General features: G+C 36.9%; 12 protein-coding genes. 9 read left to right on the forward strand and 3 right to left on the reverse strand.

Annotated elements, in window-relative coordinates; translation table 11 throughout:
- Positions 1-56: 56 nt before the first annotated feature.
- Genes I5168_RS10300 through I5168_RS10315 form a run of 4 tightly spaced genes read left to right on the forward strand, consistent with a single transcriptional unit; the run spans position 57 to position 3,007 of the window.
- Positions 57-614, forward strand: coding sequence for an RNA polymerase sigma factor (locus I5168_RS10300; RefSeq protein WP_431471708.1), 558 nt, complete (start codon positions 57-59; stop codon positions 612-614).
- Positions 604-1,185: a hypothetical protein gene (locus I5168_RS10305; protein WP_431471709.1), complete on the forward strand. Its 582-nt coding sequence runs from the start codon at positions 604-606 to the stop codon at positions 1,183-1,185. The genes I5168_RS10300 and I5168_RS10305 overlap by 11 nt, the downstream gene beginning before the upstream one ends.
- The gene (locus tag I5168_RS10310; protein WP_105018972.1) at positions 1,169-2,266 is read left to right on the forward strand and encodes a hypothetical protein; all 1,098 of its coding nucleotides are present in this window, start codon (positions 1,169-1,171) and stop codon (positions 2,264-2,266) included. Before I5168_RS10305 ends, I5168_RS10310 begins: the two co-directional genes overlap by 17 nt.
- Before the next feature lie 15 nt (positions 2,267-2,281).
- Positions 2,282-3,007 carry a head GIN domain-containing protein gene (locus I5168_RS10315; RefSeq protein WP_431471710.1) on the forward strand — a complete coding sequence of 242 codons (726 nt, stop codon included), beginning with the start codon at positions 2,282-2,284 and terminating at the stop codon, positions 3,005-3,007.
- Between the two features lie 72 nt (positions 3,008-3,079).
- On the opposite strand, the gene I5168_RS10320 is transcribed toward I5168_RS10315, so the two are convergent.
- From I5168_RS10320 to ytxJ, 3 genes are read right to left on the reverse strand one after another with little or no spacing between them, the layout of a single operon-like run.
- Positions 3,080-4,408 carry an MFS transporter gene (locus tag I5168_RS10320; protein WP_431471711.1) on the reverse strand — a complete coding sequence of 443 codons (1,329 nt, stop codon included), beginning with the start codon at positions 4,406-4,408 and terminating at the stop codon, positions 3,080-3,082.
- Between the two features lie 47 nt (positions 4,409-4,455).
- Positions 4,456-5,280 carry a M48 family metallopeptidase gene (locus tag I5168_RS10325; protein ID WP_431471712.1) on the reverse strand — a complete coding sequence of 275 codons (825 nt, stop codon included), beginning with the start codon at positions 5,278-5,280 and terminating at the stop codon, positions 4,456-4,458.
- Positions 5,281-5,288: 8 nt separating this feature from the next.
- A complete protein-coding gene (ytxJ, locus tag I5168_RS10330; protein WP_105018969.1) occupies positions 5,289-5,696 on the reverse strand; it encodes a bacillithiol system redox-active protein YtxJ in 408 nt (135 codons plus the stop codon).
- Positions 5,697-5,864: 168 nt separating this feature from the next.
- Between ytxJ and clpB the strand changes: the two genes are divergently transcribed.
- The 5 genes from clpB (at position 5,865) to I5168_RS10355 (ending at position 20,918) form a co-directional block, all read left to right on the forward strand.
- Positions 5,865-8,471, forward strand: coding sequence for an ATP-dependent chaperone ClpB (gene clpB, locus I5168_RS10335; RefSeq protein WP_431472765.1), 2,607 nt, complete (start codon positions 5,865-5,867; stop codon positions 8,469-8,471).
- A gap of 244 nt (positions 8,472-8,715) precedes the next feature.
- On the forward strand, positions 8,716-18,402 hold the full coding sequence (locus I5168_RS10340; RefSeq protein ID WP_431471713.1) for a hypothetical protein: 9,687 nt from the start codon (positions 8,716-8,718) through the stop codon (positions 18,400-18,402).
- A gap of 10 nt (positions 18,403-18,412) precedes the next feature.
- Positions 18,413-19,129 carry a hypothetical protein gene (locus I5168_RS10345; protein ID WP_431471714.1) on the forward strand — a complete coding sequence of 239 codons (717 nt, stop codon included), beginning with the start codon at positions 18,413-18,415 and terminating at the stop codon, positions 19,127-19,129.
- 7 nt (positions 19,130-19,136) lie between these two features.
- Positions 19,137-19,775, forward strand: coding sequence for a hypothetical protein (locus I5168_RS10350; RefSeq protein ID WP_431471715.1), 639 nt, complete (start codon positions 19,137-19,139; stop codon positions 19,773-19,775).
- Between the two features lie 3 nt (positions 19,776-19,778).
- The gene (locus I5168_RS10355; protein ID WP_431471716.1) at positions 19,779-20,918 is read left to right on the forward strand and encodes a gliding motility-associated C-terminal domain-containing protein; all 1,140 of its coding nucleotides are present in this window, start codon (positions 19,779-19,781) and stop codon (positions 20,916-20,918) included.
- Positions 20,919-20,968: the final 50 nt, after the last annotated feature.

A 20,968-nucleotide genomic window follows, 5' to 3' on the forward strand; every position in this document is an offset into this window, starting at 1 on the left:
CCACTTACTGTAACACACTTAAAAAAGTAGCATCTTTATAACGTAACACTGACCAAGTGACTTTAACAGAAACAGAAATATCCATTTATGACTTGTGCGAGCAAGGTGATCGTAGAGCACAAATGAAGTTGTACGACCAGTATGCAAACGGTATGTATCATGTTGCACTGCGCATTGTACAACAAACTGATCTAGCGCAAGATATTATGCAAGAAAGTATGATATCAGCTTTTAGAAAAATGAATCAATGGAATAGAGAAAGTACCTATGGTAGCTGGTTAAAAAGGATTGTAATTAATAACAGTTTGTCTCACCTGCGTAAAGCAGGAAAAATGCCTACTGTAGATTATGAAGAAGTATCATATGAAATGGAACAACAACCAGATGATACAGGGATTGATATGGAACAAGCCGGAATGACCGCTAGGAAAGTACTGGAAATAATGAGTGAACTAAAAGAAAATTATAGACAAGTACTTACTCTAAGCTTGATTGAAGGAATGGATAATGAAGAGATATGTGAGATTCTAGGTCTTTCAAATGGACAATGTAGAACGATGATATCTCGTGCAAAACAAAGTTTAAGAAACAAAATTGAGGAATATGAAGGATGATATGAAGAGCTGGTTTCAACAGCAAGATTTTGACACCACACCATTGCCTAATGGTCATAGAAAAGCTTTTCTTGAAAAACTAGAAGAGTTATGTGATGAGGAAACAAAGGTAATTCCATTACCTATAGATAAGGATGGTGATAAGGATAACACTTTTTCTTTATCAAAAATTCTAAAATGGAGTGCTGCTGCTACTCTAGCAGTTTTACTAGGAATAGCAGGTTTGAAAATGACGTCTACCGATACAACTGTTACAGAAGTGTCGCCAGAGATTGCGCAAACTCAAACGTTTTTCTCTAGTACGATTAAAAATGAACTAGAACAACTTAATACGTTACGTACTGCAGAAAATGCGGTAATTATTGAAGAGGCGCTAGCTGCTATTGAAAAGCTAGAACTACAGTATGAAGAAATCAAGCAGGATTATAGAATAAATAAGGATAGTAAAGTTGTCATCGCAGCGATGATAGAAAACTTTCAAAATAGAATACAAGTACTTGAAATAGCTCGTGAGCAAATTAAACAACTCGAAGAACTCAAACTAGAAAAAGAAAATGAAAACATTATTTAATATAGTATTCTTACTTATGGTACCAGTAGTAGCTTTAGCTGGTCCTGATAAAGGTAAGTACACCAAGACAAAAACCCTTAATAAGTCATTCCCGGTTAACAAAACCTGTATGCTCCAGGTAGAGAACAGTTTTGGAAACGTTTCAATGACAACATGGGATAAAGCGCAAATAGACATCAAAGTCGTAGTTGAAGTAAGTGGCGACGACGAAGATGATGTTGTAGAGAAATTAAGAGAGATCAATGTAGATTTTGATACAAGTAGCTCTAGAGTAATCGCAAGGACCGATGCCGATTTTAGTAATCGAAATCAAAGTTCGAGCATTTGGAATGCCTTGTTTAGTAGTAATAGTAACAGAGTGACAAATATGAAAATTGATTATATCATAAAATTACCCAAAACCGCAGATATTGACATCGCAAATGACTACGGTAACGTTGAAATTGATGACTTATTTGGACATGCAAAAATTCAATGTGATTTTGGGAGAATTGATATAGGAAACCTTCATCACGAGGACAACTTACTCAAATTTGATTATTCTAAAAACTGTCACTTTGATTATATCAAGTCAGCTACTATAAGAGCAGATTTCAGCGGATTTGAATTAGAAAAGGCGGACAAAATTGAATTTAGTGGTGATTACACTACAGGAAAGTTTGGTGAGGTGGATCAATTGAATTTTCGTAATGACTTTACAACTGTTCAAATAGAATCTGTAAGAACGGTCACAGGTCGCGGTGATTATTCTACCGTAAAAATTGATAATGTGTCAGAGTATGTCAATTTGAATACAGAATTTGGAAGTGCAAGAATTAGAGAATTAGGGAGAAATTTTAAAGAAGCAATCCTAAGAGCAGAATATACCAAAGTGGATGTAGGTGTAAATAAAGATGCATCATTCACCTTTGATATCGATACCGAGTTTGCTGGGATCAATCTGTCCAATGATATCATAACAACCAGATCTAATAAAGATATGACCGATAAATCAAAAGCAGGACATTACGGTAGCTCTAGCGCTAGCAGTACCATCAATATCAACAGTAGTTTTGGTGGAGTATCACTTAAAATCAATTAATTAAATCCAAAAATCATGAAACATATAACATTACTTTTTATAGCCCTTTTAAGCGTTCAATTATCTCAGGCTCAATGGTGGGGAAAAGATAAAATTAAAGGAAACGGTGAGGTCATTTCAAAAACCTTTGAAGTAGGTGATTATGACAAGGTCAATGTAAGAAATAGCATTGATGTAACATTAGTTGCTGGAAAAGAAGGCTCCATTGAAGTAAAGGCCGAGTCTAATATCATGGAACATATAGAGATCGAGGTGAAAGGCGGTAGATTAAAAATTGGTATTGAGGATGGATATAATGTGAGTACTCGCAAGGGAATCTATGTTACAGTACCTGTTCAAGAAATTGAAGCTTTATCACTGGCAGGTAGTGGCGATATTCATTCAGAACTTGTTTTAAAATCATCTAATATGGAAATAAGTGTTGCTGGATCTGGTAATATAGAAGTTGAAACAGAATCAAGAAACCTAGAAGTAAATGTTGCTGGTAGTGGTGATATAATTTTAAAAGGCCGTACTGAAAATCTAGATGCTAGTGTAGCTGGTAGCGGTGATATTAAAGGGTTCGGTCTAAGAGCCAATAATATTGACGCTAGTATCGCAGGAAGTGGTGACATAAGTATTTATTGCAATGGAGGTACCATTAATGCAAGTATTGCTGGTAGTGGTGATATTGTGTATGATGGAAAATCCAGTAAGGTCAAAACTTCTATCATAGGAAGTGGCGATGTAGAAAAAAGATAGCATTCCTTATAATTAAATAAAAAGCCGTCTAGTACTTTACTAGACGGCTTTTTATTTGTAATCTAAATGGTTTTACTTAATTTTTCCTGTTCGATAAAGCAGCACTACTCCAATGGTAAAAAAAGCAACTAGAAATAATATACTTTCTCTCATGCTGCCAGTGTACTGATTTACCAATGCAAAAATACCCATTCCAATCACAATTCCGATTTTCTCTGAAACATCATAAAAACTAAAAAAGGAGGCTGTATCAATGGTATTTTCAGGAATCATTTTTGAGTAGGTACTCCTCGACAAACTTTGAATTGATCCCATTACTAACCCTACAAATCCTGCGGTAATATAAAATTGTAAAGGTGTGTATACAAAATAACCGTAAATACATATACACACCCATAAAATATTAATGACCATTAAAGTTTTTATATCTCCATGCTTTCGCGAAAGCTTACTAGCCAACCACGCACCGGGAATAGCAATAAGTTGTATTAACAAAATACTTACAATTAATCCTAGTGTGCCATCACGTTCACCTGTCTCCTCATTTATAGGCCACAGAACTTCTTCGGTTCCAAAATAAGTTGCGATTAACATTACAGTTTGTACAGCCATACTGTAAATAAAAAAAGCTCCTAAAAATCTTTTCAATTGTCCTAGATGATCTAATTGATTCCAGATTTTCCTGAGCTCTTTAAATCCATTAGTGAAAATGTTTTTAACTTGAGAGGTATCCTTTTTTGTTCCTAATGGCAGATATGCATAAGTATATTGGGCAAAACCTATCCACCAAAGACCAGTGAGGACAAAGGAAAGTCGCGGTGCATCTAGACCTAGAATACCTTCTTCTGGGTAAAAGCCACCTTGTATGAGCGCTAAACACAGTAATAGTAAGATCACACTACCTATATAGCCGTAAGAAAAACCTTTGGCGCTTGCAGCATCTTGTTGGTCTGGGTGAGCAATATCTGGTAGATAAGAATTGTAAAATACTAGTGATCCCCAAAAACCTACCAGTGCTAGCAAGTAAAGAAGTAAACTTACATATAGATAATCAAAACTAAACCATGCTAATCCACAACAACTTAGAGCTCCTAAATAACAGAAAAACTGTAAAAACCTTTTCTTTTTTCCAGAATAATCGGCTATTCCTGAAAGTATAGGTGATATTATCGAAACTATTAAAAAGGCAATTGCCGTTGTTATAATAATGATATTTTCATTGGTTACTGATTTTAATAAATCAGGAACGTTGCCTTGTTCATAAGCTTTAGTACTTATATAGCTGTAGAAAATTGGAAAAATAGCGCTCGCTATAACAAGTGAGTAAACTGAGTTTGCCCAGTCATAGAATGCCCAGGCCTTTATAAGTTTTTTGTGACCCTTTGGTAAAGTTGGTTTCATAAAAAAAGGCGCTCTTTTATGAGCGCCTTAAAAGTAAAGATTCAAAATTACTTGAATGAAGTAACTCCGTATTTTTTTGCTTCTTCTTTTGCTTTAGGAGCAAGTTGATTAAGAAATTCTATTCGACTATCGTTAGATGGATGTGTACTTAGAAATTCTGGTGGAGCTTGTCCTCCACTAGCCGCTTTCATGCGTTTCCATAATTCTGGAGCCTCATATGGATCGTATCCTGCTATAGAAGAAAGATAAAGACCTATTTTATCAGCTTCAGTTTCATGAGATCTTGAGAACGGTAACATTCCTCCTAATTGAGAACCTAAACCATAGGCTTGATTCAAAATTTGTTGAGTTTGTTGATTTGCTCCTGCAACTTGTGACCCAACAGCAACACCTACTGCACCAAGCGCTTGTACCTGAGCTGCACTCATACGTTGCGCACCGTGATCTGCAAGTGCATGTGCTACTTCATGTCCCATTACTACTGCAACACCGCTTTCCCCTTGACAGATTGGTAAGATACCAGTATAAAAGACAATTTTACCACCAGGCATACACCAGGCATTTACGGTTTCATCCTTAACTAGATTATATTCCCATTTGTAGTCCTTTAAATAAGCTTCTTCTCCTAGAGCTGATAACCATCGTTGTGCAGCAATTCTAATTTTATTACCTACATCTTCAATCATCTTTGCCTCAGAGGTTCCTGTAACTACATTATTTTGATTTAAAAAATCGTCATATTGAGCAAAAGCCATTGGAAACAATTGCGAGTTTGACATAAAATTTAAAGTCTTTTTACCTGTAAAAACATTTGTTTTACAAGATAACAATAGAAAAAGACCGGCCAGTATTATTGTTCTATTCCAACTCATAGGTAGGTTTATTTTTTATTAGCAACTATTTCTTGTACTTTTTTAATATCGATACCATGATGAGATTCGTTGTGTAAAACCTCTTCTTGATAAAGTACGATTACTTGAGGACTTTGATGTACTACATTAAGTTTTTGAGCAATAGCATTACTCACTTCTCTAAACTGGAGCAGATCAAGATAATAATAACTTACATCTACATCATTTTTGACATAATTATTTTCAAAATTCTTAAGAACCATCCTTGAAATACCACAACGCGTACTATGTTTAAAAATAACTTTAGGCTTTAATCTAGAATTGCGAATTACATTATCTAATTGATCTACTGATTCAAGAGAGTCCCAAGGAATTCCAGTAATTTCATCCTTGGCAATATCTCTTTGTGATTTGAAAAATTTATCAAAAATTCCCATGTAAATAGGTTATTAAACTGCTACAAATATAGTTCTTGTTCAATAATGATCGTATTATCAATAACTTAAATCAGACAAAATGTCTTGTTAAACTCAGTAATTAATGTCTTTTTGTCAAGAATTAAACAAGGTACAGCAGTTGCTAATGTAGGAATAAAAATGAATAATATGAATTTAAATAAATTAACTATAAAGTCTCAAGAAGCAATACAACAAGCTCAACAAATTGCGCAAGAGGCTCAACACCCAAGTATATTAAACGAACATTTATTTAAGGGCATTCAACTTGTAGATGAGAATGTCCTTCCTTTTATTTTTCAAAAATTAGGTGTTCAATTATCCATAATTAGTCAATTAATAGACAAGCAATTAGAATCTCTATCAACGGTAACCGGAGGAAACTTACAATTTTCGAGAGATACGGCAAGTACACTAAACAATGCTATATCTATCGCTGGTAAAATGAATGATGAATATGTTTCTATTGAACATTTATTATTAGCCATATTTGAAGGTTCAGGAACGGTATCAAGGATACTGAAAGATCAAGGAATCAATGCAAAAGATTTAAAAGCTGCAATTGAGTCGTTAAGAAACGGCAATCGAGTGACTTCATCCAGTGCCGAGGAGACCTACCAAAGTCTTAGTAAATATGCCAAGAATTTGAACGATCTCGCTGATAAAGGAAAATTAGATCCCGTAATAGGTCGTGATGAAGAAATAAGAAGAATTCTTCAAATACTTTCTAGAAGAACCAAAAATAATCCGATGTTAATCGGAGAACCAGGAGTAGGTAAAACTGCAATTGCAGAAGGACTTGCTCATCGTATAGTGGCTGGTGATGTGCCTGAAAATCTCAAAGAAAAACAAATATTTTCTTTAGACATGGGTGCCTTAATAGCTGGTGCAAAGTATAAAGGTGAATTTGAAGAGCGTTTAAAAGCAGTTGTGAAAGAGGTTACGCAAAGTAGCGGTGATATTGTATTGTTTATTGATGAAATACATACTCTGGTAGGTGCTGGTGGTGGCGATGGAGCAATGGATGCTGCCAATATTTTAAAACCTGCACTAGCCAGAGGAGAATTGAGAGCTATTGGAGCGACAACCCTTGATGAATATCAAAAATATTTTGAAAAGGATAAAGCTTTGGAACGTCGCTTTCAAAAAGTTACTGTTGATGAACCGGACACAGAAAGTGCTATTTCGATCTTAAGAGGTATCAAGGATAAGTATGAAGCACATCATAAAGTACAAATAAAAGATGATGCTATTATTGGTGCTGTAGAGTTATCACAACGATATATTACAAATAGGTTTCTTCCAGATAAAGCTATAGACCTGATAGATGAATCTGCAGCTAGATTAAGAATGGAAATCAATTCAAAACCAGAAGAATTGGATGTTCTCGATCGCAAAATTATGCAGTTGGAAATAGAAATTGAGGCAATCAAAAGAGAAAATGATGAAGTCAAACTTAAGTCACTGAACTCTGAATTGTCCATTTTAAAAGAATCTAGAAATGAGCTCAATGCTCAATGGGAAAATGAAAAATCTGTAATTGATGCTATACAAAATCTTAAATCAGATATTGAGAATTATAAATTGGAAGCAGAACGTGCAGAAAGAGAAGGAAACTATGGAAAAGTAGCAGAATTACGTTATGGAAAAATCAAGGAAGCACAAGAACAACTGGTAAAACTTCAAGAACAAGCTGCGCTACAAGACAGTTCTCAAGCCCTAATTCAAGAAGAAGTAACATATGATGACATTGCAGAGGTGGTTGCTAGATGGACAGGAATACCGGTGACAAGGATGCTTCAAAGTGAAAGAGAAAAACTACTCAACCTAGAAACTGAATTAAATAAACGAGTTGTAGGACAAAATGAAGCTGTCGAAGCTGTGAGTGATGCAGTGCGTCGCAGTCGAGCAGGTTTACAAGATCAACGTAAACCAGTAGGTTCTTTTCTATTTTTAGGAACAACTGGTGTAGGAAAAACTGAACTTGCTAAAGCTTTGGCCGAGTTTCTATTCAATGATGAAAACGCCATGACACGAATCGATATGAGTGAATATCAAGAACGCCATAGCGTAAGCAGACTTGTGGGTGCTCCTCCTGGATATGTGGGATATGATGAAGGAGGACAGCTCACTGAAGCAGTAAGACGTAAACCTTATTCAGTAATTCTTTTAGATGAAATTGAAAAAGCTCATCCAGATACTTTTAATATACTATTGCAAGTCCTAGATGAAGGTAGACTTACTGATAATAAAGGTAGAGTAGCCGATTTTAAAAACGCCATAATCATTATGACATCAAACATGGGTGCCCACGCTATACAGGATAAATTTGAAAACGCAAATGTGATTGATGAACAATTAATCGATCAAACCAAAAATGAAGTTCTTCAAGCTCTCAAAAAACAAGTAAGACCTGAGTTTATCAATAGGATTGATGATATCGTCATGTTTACACCACTTACAAAAGCTGAAATAAAAGAAATTGTAAAATTACAGTTGAAGAGTGTAACTAAATTGCTCGCAAAACAAGGAATTACAGTTGACGCCACAGATCAAGCTATCAACTTATTAGCTGTTAAAGGATTTGATCCTCAATATGGTGCACGACCAGTAAAAAGAGTAATTCAAAAAGAGATCATGAATGAATTGTCTAAAAAAATACTCTCTGGAGAAATTAGTACTGAAAGTATTGTTTTAATTGATCAATTTGATGACTACTTGATTTTCCGTAATCAAGAAGATCAGATTAGTGTTTAATATAAATTATCACAAAGTATTTAACCCGAGTTTGTACTCGGGTTTTTTGATTTTACGCTTTCGCGAAAGCATAAATAGGAAAACTTTCAGTTAACCCAAACAACCAAATTCACAAAATAAACTCTACAAAAAGAACTTTTAACCAGAGAAAATTTCCTTTTAACGATTGTTAAACAATTGTGATAATTAATTTCTAGAAAAAACTTTGTGCTAGATATTTTCGTATGTAATTCAAAGAGAAGATATGAGATCCCTAGTTTATTTTTTCATTTTTTTAGGTTCACTTTACGCCACTTCACAAGTAAAAATTGGTGACAATCCAAATAGTATTGATCCTTTTTCGATTTTAGAATTGGAAAGTACATCCAATGTACTTGTTGTTACACGGGTGACAACTGCCGAGATGAATGCGATTACACCGCTTAATGGTGCTATCATATACAATTCTACCGAAAATTGTTTGTATCAATATAGGTCTGGAAACTGGGAAAGTCTTTGTATTGGAGGAACTTTGACAGATAACAATGACGGTAGTTATACTTTTACAAATATCAACGGAGGAACCGTCGTTATTGATACCAGTGCAAACTCTGATCCTTACAATAATGTTACATCAGGTTTGAGTGCATTGAACGTACAAGATGCTATTGATGAATTGAATACGGCAACTAGAAGTATTGGGTTAATTGATAATGCAGATGGTACTTACACTTTCAGTGATGCAAATGGAAATATTGTCACTATTGCAGATACGAGTATCTCTACTCTTACTGACAACGGTAATGGCACTTATACCTATACAGATGAAACTGGCACTCAAACTATAATCGATACTACTTTCCTGGAAACTCTCACTTCGCTAGGCCTTAATGCAAGTGAAACAGCCTTGGAGTATAGTGATGAAGACGGCGTTATTACTACCATTAATTTAGCCAATGTTGTACAAAACTTAGAGACTTTAACCACTATTGTTGAAAACACAGACGGTACTTTTACCTACACTGATGAAGATGGTGGTACTACTGTTATTGATGTTACCAATCTGGAAACTCTTACCTCTATTGCGTTGAATGCTGATGATACTAACATCGATTATACCGATGAGGATGGTGTGGTTACTCAGCTTGATCTTACAGCTTTAGTACAAAACTTAGAGACCTTAACCACTTTAGTTGAAAACACAGACGGTACGTTTACCTATACCGATGAAGATGGTGGTACTACTGTTATTGATGTCACCAATCTGGAAACACTGACTTCTATCGCGTTGAATGCTGATGATACTAACATCGACTTCACGGATGAGGATGGTGTGGTTACTCAGCTTGATCTTACAGCTTTAGTACAAAACTTGGAGACCTTAACAACTTTAGTTGAAAACACAGACGGTACGTTTACCTATACCGATGAAGATGGTGGTACTACTGTTATTGATGTCACCAATCTGGAAACACTGACTTCTATCGCGTTGAATGCTGATAATACTAACATCGATTACACCGATGAAGATGGTGTCGTAACTCAGCTTGATCTTACAGCTTTAGTACAAAACTTAGAGACTTTAACCACTTTGGTTGAAAACACCGATGGTACTTTTACTTACACCGATGAAGATGGTGGTACTACTGTTATTGATGTTACTAATCTGGAAACTCTTACCTCTATTGCGTTGAATGCTGATGATACTAACATCGATTATACCGATGAGGATGGAGTGGTTACTCAGCTTGATCTTACAGCTTTAGTACAAAACTTGGAGACCTTAACAACTTTAGTTGAAAACACAGACGGTACGTTTACCTATACCGATGAAGATGGTGGTACTACTGTTATTGATGTCACCAATCTGGAAACACTGACTTCTATCGCGTTGAATGCTGATGATACTAACATCGACTACACCGATGAGGATGGTGTGGTTACTCAGCTTGATCTTACAGCTTTAGTACAAAACTTGGAGACCTTAACAACTTTAGTTGAAAACACAGACGGTACGTTTACCTATACCGATGAAGATGGTGGTACTACTGTTATTGATGTCACCAATCTGGAAACACTGACTTCTATCGCGTTGAATGCTGATAATACTAACATCGATTACACCGATGAAGATGGTGTCGTAACTCAGCTTGATCTTACAGCTTTAGTACAAAACTTAGAGACTTTAACCACTTTGGTTGAAAACACTGATGGTACTTTTACTTACACCGATGAAGATGGTGGTACTACTGTTATTGATGTCACAAATCTGGAAACACTGACTTCTATCGCGTTGAATGCTGATGATACTAACATCGATTACACCGATGAGGATGGTGTGGTTACTCAACTTGATCTTACAGCTTTAGTACAAAACTTAGAGACTTTAACCACTATCGTTGAAAACACAGACGGCACCTTTACCTATACCGATGAAGATGGTGGTACTACTGTTATTGATGTTACCAATTTGGAAACACTTACCTCTATCGCGTTGAATGCTGATGATACTAACATCGATTACACCGATGAGGATGGTGTGGTTACTCAACTTGATCTTACAGCTTTAGTACAAAACTTAGAGACTTTAACCACTTTAGTTGAAAACACCGATGGTACTTTTACTTACACCGATGAAGATGGTGGTACTACTGTTATTGATGTTACTAATCTGGAAACGCTTACCTCTATTGCGTTGAATGCTGATGATACTAACATCGATTATACCGATGAGGATGGTGTCGTAACTCAGCTTGATCTTACAGCTTTAGTACAAAACTTGGAGACCTTAACAACTTTAGTTGAAAACACAGACGGTACTTTTACCTATACCGATGAAGATGGTGGCACTACCGTTATTGATGTTACCAATCTGGAAACTCTTACCTCTATCGCGTTAAATGCTGATGATACCAACATCGATTACACCGATGAGGATGGTGTGGTCACTCAGCTTGATCTTACGGCTTTAGTACAAAACTTAGAAACTTTAACAACTATCGTTGAAAACACTGATGGTACCTTTACCTATACTGATGAAGATGGTGGCACTACCGTTATTGATGTAACGAATCTGGAAACACTGACTTCTATCGCGCTGAATCCTGATGATACTAACATCGACTACACCGATGAAGATGGTGTGGTTACTCAGCTTGATCTTACAGCTTTAGTACAGAACTTAGAAACTTTAACCACTATCGTTGAAAACACAGACGGTACTTTTACCTATACCGATGAAGATGGTGGTACTACCGTAATTGATGTAACGAATCTGGAAACGCTTACCTCTATTGCGTTAAATGCTGATAATACCAATATCGATTACACCGATGAGGATGGTGTGGTTACTCAGCTTGATCTTACGGATTTAGTACAAAACCTAGAAACTTTAACCACTATCGTTGAAAACACAGACGGTACTTTTACTTACACCGATGAAGATGGTGGTACTACCGTTATTGATGTAACGAATCTGGAAACGCTTACCTCTATTGCGTTAAATGCTGATGATACCAACATCGATTACACCGATGAGGATGGTGTGGTTACTCAGCTTGATCTTACGGCTTTAGTACAAAACCTAGAAACTTTAACCACTATCGTTGAAAACGCAGACGGTACTTTTACGTATACCGATGAAGATGGTGGTACTACCGTTATTGATGTTACTAATCTGGAAACGCTTACCTCTATTGCGTTAAATGCTGATGATACTAACATCGATTACACCGATGAGGATGGTGTGGTTACACAGCTTGATCTTACAGCTTTAGTACAGAATTTAGAAACTTTAACCACTATCGTTGAAAACACTGATGGGACTTTTACCTATACCGATGAAGATGGCGGCGCTACCGTTATCGATGTTACCAATCTGGAAACACTTACCTCTATTGCGTTAAATGCTGATAATACCAACATCGATTACACCGATGAGGATGGTGTGGTTACTCAGCTTGATCTTACGGCTTTAGTACAAAACCTAGAAACTTTAACCACTATCGTTGAAAACACAGACGGTACTTTTACTTACACCGATGAAGATGGTGGTACTACCGTAATTGATGTAACGAATCTGGAAACGCTTACCTCTATTGCGTTAAATGCTGATAATACCAATATCGATTACACCGATGAGGATGGTGTGGTTACTCAGCTTGATCTTACGGATTTAGTACAAAACCTAGAAACTTTAACCACTATCGTTGAAAACACAGACGGTACTTTTACTTACACCGATGAAGATGGTGGTACTACCGTTATTGATGTAACGAATCTGGAAACGCTTACCTCTATTGCGTTAAATGCTGATAATACCAACATCGATTACACCGATGAGGATGGTGTGGTTACTCAGCTTGATCTTACGGCTTTAGTACAAAACCTAGAAACTTTAACCACTATCGTTGAAAACACAGACGGTACTTTTACTTACACCGATGAAGATGGTGGTACTACCGTAATTGATGTAACGAATCTGGAAACGCTTACCCTACTTGCTCAAGCTGCTGGTAATACAGATGCTGAAGTAACCGCTGGTGATGCTAATACCATTGCTACGTATACCGATGAGGATGGTTCGGCATTTACTATCAATGAAACCGTTACTGCATTAGTAGAAAACACTAACGGGACAGTAACCTACACCGATGAAGCTGGTAATGACACCATCATTGATGTTACTAACTTAGAAACGCTTACAGAGATTGCTGAAAACACAGACGGTACTTTTACTTACACCGATGAAGATGGTGTAGATACTATTATCGATATCTCTAACCTAGAAACGCTTACCCTACTTGCTCAAGCTGCTGGTAATACAGATGCTGAAGTAACCGCTGGTGATGCTAATACCATTGCTACGTATACCGATGAGGATGGTTCGGCATTTACTATCAATGAAACTGTTACTGCATTAGTGGAAAACACTAACGGGACAGTAACCTACACCGATGAAGCTGGTAATGACACCATCATTGATGTTACTAACTTAGAAACGCTTACAGAGATTGCTGAAAACACAGACGGTACTTTTACCTATACTGATGAAGATGGTGTAGATACTATTATCGATATCTCTAACCTAGAAACGCTTACCCTACTTGCTCAAGCTGCTGGTAATACAGATGCTGAAGTAACCGCTGGTAATGCTAATACCATTGCTACGTATACCGATGAGGATGGTTCGGCATTTACTATCAATGAAACTGTTACTGCATTAGTAGAAAACACTAACGGGACAGTAACCTACACCGATGAAGCTGGTAATGACACCATCATTGATGTTACTAACTTAGAAACGCTTACAGAGATTGCTGAAAACACAGACGGTACTTTTACCTATACTGATGAAGATGGTGTAGATACTATTATCGATATCTCTAACCTAGAAACGCTTACTCTACTTGCTCAAGCTGCTGGTAATACAGATGCTGAAGTAACCGCTGGTGATGCTAATACCATTGCTACGTATACCGATGAGGATGGTTCGGCATTTACTATCAATGAAACTGTTACTGCATTAGTAGAAAACACTAACGGGACAGTAACCTACACCGATGAAGCTGGTAATGACACCATCATTGATGTTACTAACTTAGAAACGCTTACAGAGATTGCTGAAAACACAGACGGTACTTTTACCTATACCGATGAAGATGGTGTAGATACTATTATCGATATCTCTAACCTAGAAACGCTTACCCTACTTGCTCAAGCTGCTGGTAATACAGATGCTGAAGTAACCGCTGGTGATGCTAATACCATTGCTACGTATACCGATGAGGATGGTTCGGCATTTACTATCAATGAAACTGTTACTGCATTAGTAGAAAACACTAACGGGACAGTAACCTACACCGATGAAGCTGGTAATGACACCATCATTGATGTTACTAACTTAGAAACGCTTACAGAGATTGCTGAAAACACAGACGGTACTTTTACCTATACCGATGAAGATGGTGTAGATACTATTATCGATATCTCTAACCTAGAAACGCTTACCCTACTTGCTCAAGCTGCTGGTAATACAGATGCTGAAGTAACCGCTGGTGATGCTAATACCATTGCTACGTATACCGATGAGGATGGTTCGGCATTTACTATCAATGAAACTGTTACTGCATTAGTAGAAAACACTAACGGGACAGTAACCTACACCGATGAAGCTGGTAATGACACCATCATTGATGTTACTAACTTAGAAACGCTTACAGAGATTGCTGAAAACACAGACGGTACTTTTACCTATACCGATGAAGATGGTGTAGATACTATTATCGATATCTCTAACCTAGAAACGCTTACCCTACTTGCTCAAGCTGCTGGTAATACAGATGCTGAAGTAACCGCTGGTGATGCTAATACCATTGCTACGTATACCGATGAGGATGGTTCGGCATTTACTATCAATGAAACCGTTACTGCATTAGTAGAAAACACTAACGGGACAGTAACCTACACCGATGAAGCTGGTAATGACACCATCATTGATGTTACTAACTTAGAAACGCTTACAGAGATTGCTGAAAACACAGACGGTACTTTTACCTATACCGATGAAGATGGTGTAGATACTATTATCGATATCTCTAACCTAGAAACGCTTACCCTACTTGCTCAAGCTGCTGGTAATACAGATGCTGAAGTAACCGCTGGTGATGCTAATACCATTGCTACGTATACCGATGAGGATGGTTCGGCATTTACTATCAATGAAACTGTTACTGCATTAGTAGAAAACACTAACGGGACAGTAACCTACACCGATGAAGCTGGTAATGACACCATCATTGATGTTACTAACTTAGAAACGCTTACAGAGATTGCTGAAAACACAGACGGTACTTTTACCTATACTGATGAAGATGGTGTAGATACTATTATCGATATCTCTAACCTAGAAACGCTTACCCTACTTGCTCAAGCTGCTGGTAATACAGATGCTGAAGTAACCGCTGGTGATGCTAATACCATTGCTACGTATACCGATGAGGATGGTTCGGCATTTACTATCAATGAAACTGTTACTGCATTAGTAGAAAACACTAACGGGACAGTAACCTACACCGATGAAGCTGGTAATGACACCATCATTGATGTTACTAACTTAGAAACGCTTACAGAGATTGCTGAAAACACAGACGGTACTTTTACCTATACCGATGAAGATGGTGTAGATACTATTATCGATATCTCTAACCTAGAAACGCTTACCCTACTTGCTCAAGCTGCTGGTAATACAGATGCTGAAGTAACCGCTGGTGATGCTAATACCATTGCTACGTATACCGATGAGGATGGTTCGGCATTTACTATCAATGAAACTGTTACTGCATTAGTGGAAAACACTAACGGGACAGTAACCTACACCGATGAAGCTGGTAATGACACCATCATTGATGTTACTAACTTAGAAACGCTTACAGAGATTGCTGAAAACACAGACGGTACTTTTACCTATACCGATGAAGATGGTGTAGATACTATTATCGATATCTCTAACCTAGAAACGCTTACCCTACTTGCTCAAGCTGCTGGTAATACAGATGCTGAAGTAACCGCTGGTGATGCTAATACCATTGCTACGTATACCGATGAGGATGGTTCGGCATTTACTATCAATGAAACTGTTACTGCATTAGTGGAAAACACTAACGGGACAGTAACCTACACCGATGAAGCTGGTAATGACACCATCATTGATGTTACTAACTTAGAAACGCTTACAGAGATTGCTGAAAACACAGACGGTACTTTTACCTATACTGATGAAGATGGTGTAGATACTATTATCGATATCTCTAACCTAGAAACGCTTACCCTACTTGCTCAAGCTGCTGGTAATACAGATGCTGAAGTAACCGCTGGTGATGCTAATACCATTGCTACGTATACCGATGAGGATGGTTCGGCATTTACTATCAATGAAACTGTTACTGCATTAGTGGAAAACACTAACGGGACAGTAACCTACACCGATGAAGCTGGTAATGACACCATCATTGATGTTACTAACTTAGAAACGCTTACAGAGATTGCTGAAAACACAGACGGTACTTTTACCTATACCGATGAAGATGGTGTAGATACTATTATCGATATCTCTAACCTAGAAACGCTTACCCTACTTGCTCAAGCTGCTGGTAATACAGATGCTGAAGTAACCGCTGGTGATGCTAATACCATTGCTACGTATACCGATGAGGATGGTTCGGCATTTACTATCAATGAAACTGTTACTGCATTAGTGGAAAACACTAACGGGACAGTAACCTACACCGATGAAGCTGGTAATGACACCATCATTGATGTTACTAACTTAGAAACGCTTACAGAGATTGCTGAAAACACAGACGGTACTTTTACCTATACCGATGAAGATGGTGTAGATACTATTATCGATATCTCTAACCTAGAAACGCTTACCCTACTTGCTCAAGCTGCTGGTAATACAGATGCTGAAGTAACCGCTGGTGATGCTAATACCATTGCTACGTATACCGATGAGGATGGTTCGGCATTTACTATCAATGAAACTGTTACTGCATTAGTAGAAAACACTAACGGGACAGTAACCTACACCGATGAAGCTGGTAATGACACCATCATTGATGTTACTAACTTAGAAACGCTTACAGAGATTGCTGAAAACACAGACGGTACTTTTACCTATACTGATGAAGATGGTGTAGATACTATTATCGATATCTCTAACCTAGAAACGCTTACCCTACTTGCTCAAGCTGCTGGTAATACAGATGCTGAAGTAACCGCTGGTGATGCTAATACCATTGCTACGTATACCGATGAGGATGGTTCGGCATTTACTATCAATGAAACTGTTACTGCATTAGTAGAAAACACTAACGGGACAGTAACCTACACCGATGAAGCTGGTAATGACACCATCATTGATGTTACTAACTTAGAAACGCTTACAGAGATTGCTGAAAACACAGACGGTACTTTTACCTATACCGATGAAGATGGTGTAGATACTATTATCGATATCTCTAACCTAGAAACGCTTACCCTACTTGCTCAAGCTGCTGGTAATACAGATGCTGAAGTAACCGCTGGTGATGCTAATACCATTGCTACGTATACCGATGAGGATGGTTCGGCATTTACTATCAATGAAACTGTAACTGCATTAGTAGAAAACACTAACGGGACAGTAACCTACACCGATGAAGCTGGTAATGACACCATCATTGATGTTACTAACTTAGAAACGCTTACAGAGATTGCTGAAAACACAGACGGTACTTTTACCTATACCGATGAAGATGGTGTAGATACTATTATCGATATCTCTAACCTAGAAACGCTTACCCTACTTGCTCAAGCTGCTGGTAATACAGATGCTGAAGTAACCGCTGGTGATGCTAATACCATTGCTACGTATACCGATGAGGATGGTTCGGCATTTACTATCAATGAAACTGTAACAACTTTTTCACAAAATGACACACCAACTTCTAGTGATCCAAATGCTACTGGAGAAATAACTTACACCAACGAGGCTGGTACAACAACCACTGCACAAGTCGTAAGTGCCGATGCCAATAATAGTATTCAAGTTGGATCAGATGGTGGAGCTTATTTTGTTGGTCCTACTATTGCTGCAGCTGGTAACGTGGCAGGAGATGGTTCTACCATCACAAGCTTTGGAACTTCGAGCATTACTAGACTTAATACTGGAGACTATCGTATTAATTTTACAACTCCTATAACAACTGGATATGTAATACAGTTAACCGTATTAGATTGTAATGGAAACTGTCCACCAGCTGGCGGTTCAAACTACGATGATCCTGGAATTTCGTACTACGGAAATGATGCTAATGGATTTAACGTGAATATAGGAGATAGCGATAATGGTGCTAGTCCTAAGGTTGACATTGATCTTGATTTCATGTTCACCATTATTAAACTACCTTAATTAATTTCAAATGAAAAACTTCTTTTTTATCATAGTGCTTTTAATGTTGTTATTCTCATTTATTCAGCCTGCAATAAACCCAGACTCCTTAATGAGGATATCAAACTTAACAACCGCAGAAATCAACTCAATAGTAGGCGTTCAAGAAGGTAGTATTGTATATGATACAGACCGTAACAGAATGCTAGAATATACAAATACCGGTTGGAGTGAAATGCTTGTTGATTCTAATGTCTATTTAGGTAGCTTCACTATTAACTCGTCTGGATCAATTACAATATCAGATGTTCCATTTCAACCTTCACAAGTAAGTTTTGTTGCTCATGCAAATATTGAATCGGATAATATAGCGGCAGATAACGGTGTGGGAAATAATGCTCGTGGAATTTCAAATTCATATGGAACTTCAAACGGTTTTGCTAGAAATAACGGAGGAAGCATTGTTCAACAAAGTATTTACGTAGGCGGACATGGAAATTCAATCAATGACATTTCTAGATATTCAAGTAGCTCAAACTGTCTTGGCATAAGATACGGTGATCAAAATGGATCTAATTTGGGTATAATTGAAGCGTCCTTAACCAATTTTACAACAAATGGTTTTACCGTAAATGCTACTTATACTAATGGTGATATAACGGTAAATAATACTAATCCAGTACTTAATGTTCAACCATCAGATGTTAACAATGAAGCCATAGTGGTTTTATTTACAGCCTACAAATAACTTGCTCATGAAATTATTCCTAAGTAGTTTAATCTTTACCGTGTGGTTCGCTTTCTCACAAGCTCAAATAGATCCCAACTCTATAATGGGTATACCTACTTTGACCACAACCGAGATTAACAGCATTTCTAATCCTAATGAGGGATCTATTGTTTACAATACCACAGATGAATCTTTGTACTTGCGAAATGCTACTTCATGGAAAAAACTATCGGTAGATGAAAGCAAGACTGTAATATTAAATCGTAATGGCGGCTCCTTACCTACTGCAATAAACACCTTTTATGATTTGCCATTGACTAATAGTCACGTTACAACGATAAATAACGATTATTATACAATATCTGGAACTTCTGAAATCACAATACTTCAACAAGGAAATTATCTTATATCTGGAGAATTATCAACTACCAATATGCCGGCAGGTGATAATAAATATATCCTAGCAGTTTTCATCAATGGATCAAGAAGAGGATATTTATCTAGAGGATTTGCAAGTGTCCCTAGTAGAGATTACTGGGGCACCACAGGTACAATTATGTTTAGTCTAAATGCAAATGACGTCATCAACATTCGATATGTATTAAATGTAAATGGTGCTACACTAAACGCCAATTTTTCAAACATTGGTATTACAAAAATTTAGATTATGAAAAATTATCTATTCTTTACTTTGTTATTGGTTTACGCTTTCGCGAAAGCGCAAACTGCCTTACATAATTATGGTAATTTAAAAATACATCCAACAGGACAGATAGGTTTTCATACAGATGTCATAAATGACGGAATATCGAATGACAATGATGGACTAGCCGGATTTTACAATGATAATCGCATGCTTACTTTCTCGGGTACCAACCAAATGAATTTTGAGAATGTGGAGTTAGAAGTAGATGATGATTTAAGTTTATTAACTTCCATAGGAATTACGGGAGAATTAGACTTTATATCTGGTAGATTTATTACACCTAGAATTAATCCCAACATCAGACTCAAATTTTTAAATAATAACTTTTATTTTGATTCAAATGACAATAAACATGTTGATGGATTTAATGAATTTTCTGGTTCAATAGATTTCACTTTTCCAATTGGAGATGAATTTGAACTTAAACCACTTGGAATTTCTAATTATACAGAAAAACAATTTGTAGCAGCTTATTTTAAGGAAGACCCTAACACTCCTACCACATTTGTGAGTGGCTTTGACACATCTGTCTTTGAGCCTAGCTTAGATATTGTCTCCACAACCGAGTTTTGGTATCTTGATAGCTCTGGTACTGCAGATGTTACTTTACACTGGACATTGAGTAGTAATGTAAGTAGTTTAGTAAACAATTTAAGTCAACTTAGAATAGCTGCTTGGAATGCTACCACCAATAAATGGGATAATTTAGGGAATGACTCTTTTACAGGAACGGTCAATGAAGGTACCATTACTACAAAAATTAATGCAACACAAGAGTATACTATTTATACGTTAGCTTCTATTCTTGAAAATGGCAATGATATTCTAGTTTATAATGGAATTACACCAGATGGTGATGGTATAAATGACACACTTATTATACGAGGATTAGAAGATATACCAGATAACGAACTTATCATTTACAATCGTTGGGGTGTGGCTGTATATCAAAAAGAAAATTACGACAATAGTTTTTCTGGAATTTCTGAAGGTCGAGTAACCACATCTCAGGACGAAAAACTACCAGAAGGTACTTATTTCTACGTACTTAAGATAGGGAATAAAGAAAATCTTGCTGGTTACATCTATATCAATAGATAATTTATTAGATCGGATTGTTAACTTTTTTATAATACTAGTATTATATTTAG

This window comes from Nonlabens sp. SCSIO 43208 (genome assembly GCF_050703575.1).
Classification (GTDB): Bacteria; Bacteroidota; Bacteroidia; order Flavobacteriales; family Flavobacteriaceae; genus Nonlabens; species Nonlabens tegetincola.

Excerpts from the sequence above, each read along its gene's own strand:
- I5168_RS10305 (WP_431471709.1), top strand. The coding sequence starts at position 604 with ATGAAGGATGATATGAAGAGCTGGTTTCAACAGCAAGATTTTGACACC.
- I5168_RS10310 (WP_105018972.1), top strand. The coding sequence starts at position 1,169 with ATGAAAACATTATTTAATATAGTATTCTTACTTATGGTACCAGTAGTA.
- I5168_RS10315 (WP_431471710.1), top strand. The coding sequence starts at position 2,282 with ATGAAACATATAACATTACTTTTTATAGCCCTTTTAAGCGTTCAATTA.
- I5168_RS10320 (WP_431471711.1), bottom strand. The coding sequence starts at position 4,408 with ATGAAACCAACTTTACCAAAGGGTCACAAAAAACTTATAAAGGCCTGG.
- I5168_RS10325 (WP_431471712.1), bottom strand. The coding sequence starts at position 5,280 with ATGAGTTGGAATAGAACAATAATACTGGCCGGTCTTTTTCTATTGTTA.
- ytxJ (WP_105018969.1), bottom strand. The coding sequence starts at position 5,696 with ATGGGAATTTTTGATAAATTTTTCAAATCACAAAGAGATATTGCCAAG.
- clpB (WP_431472765.1), top strand. The coding sequence starts at position 5,865 with ATGAATTTAAATAAATTAACTATAAAGTCTCAAGAAGCAATACAACAA.
- I5168_RS10340 (WP_431471713.1), top strand. The coding sequence starts at position 8,716 with ATGAGATCCCTAGTTTATTTTTTCATTTTTTTAGGTTCACTTTACGCC.
- I5168_RS10345 (WP_431471714.1), top strand. The coding sequence starts at position 18,413 with ATGAAAAACTTCTTTTTTATCATAGTGCTTTTAATGTTGTTATTCTCA.
- I5168_RS10350 (WP_431471715.1), top strand. The coding sequence starts at position 19,137 with ATGAAATTATTCCTAAGTAGTTTAATCTTTACCGTGTGGTTCGCTTTC.
- I5168_RS10355 (WP_431471716.1), top strand. The coding sequence starts at position 19,779 with ATGAAAAATTATCTATTCTTTACTTTGTTATTGGTTTACGCTTTCGCG.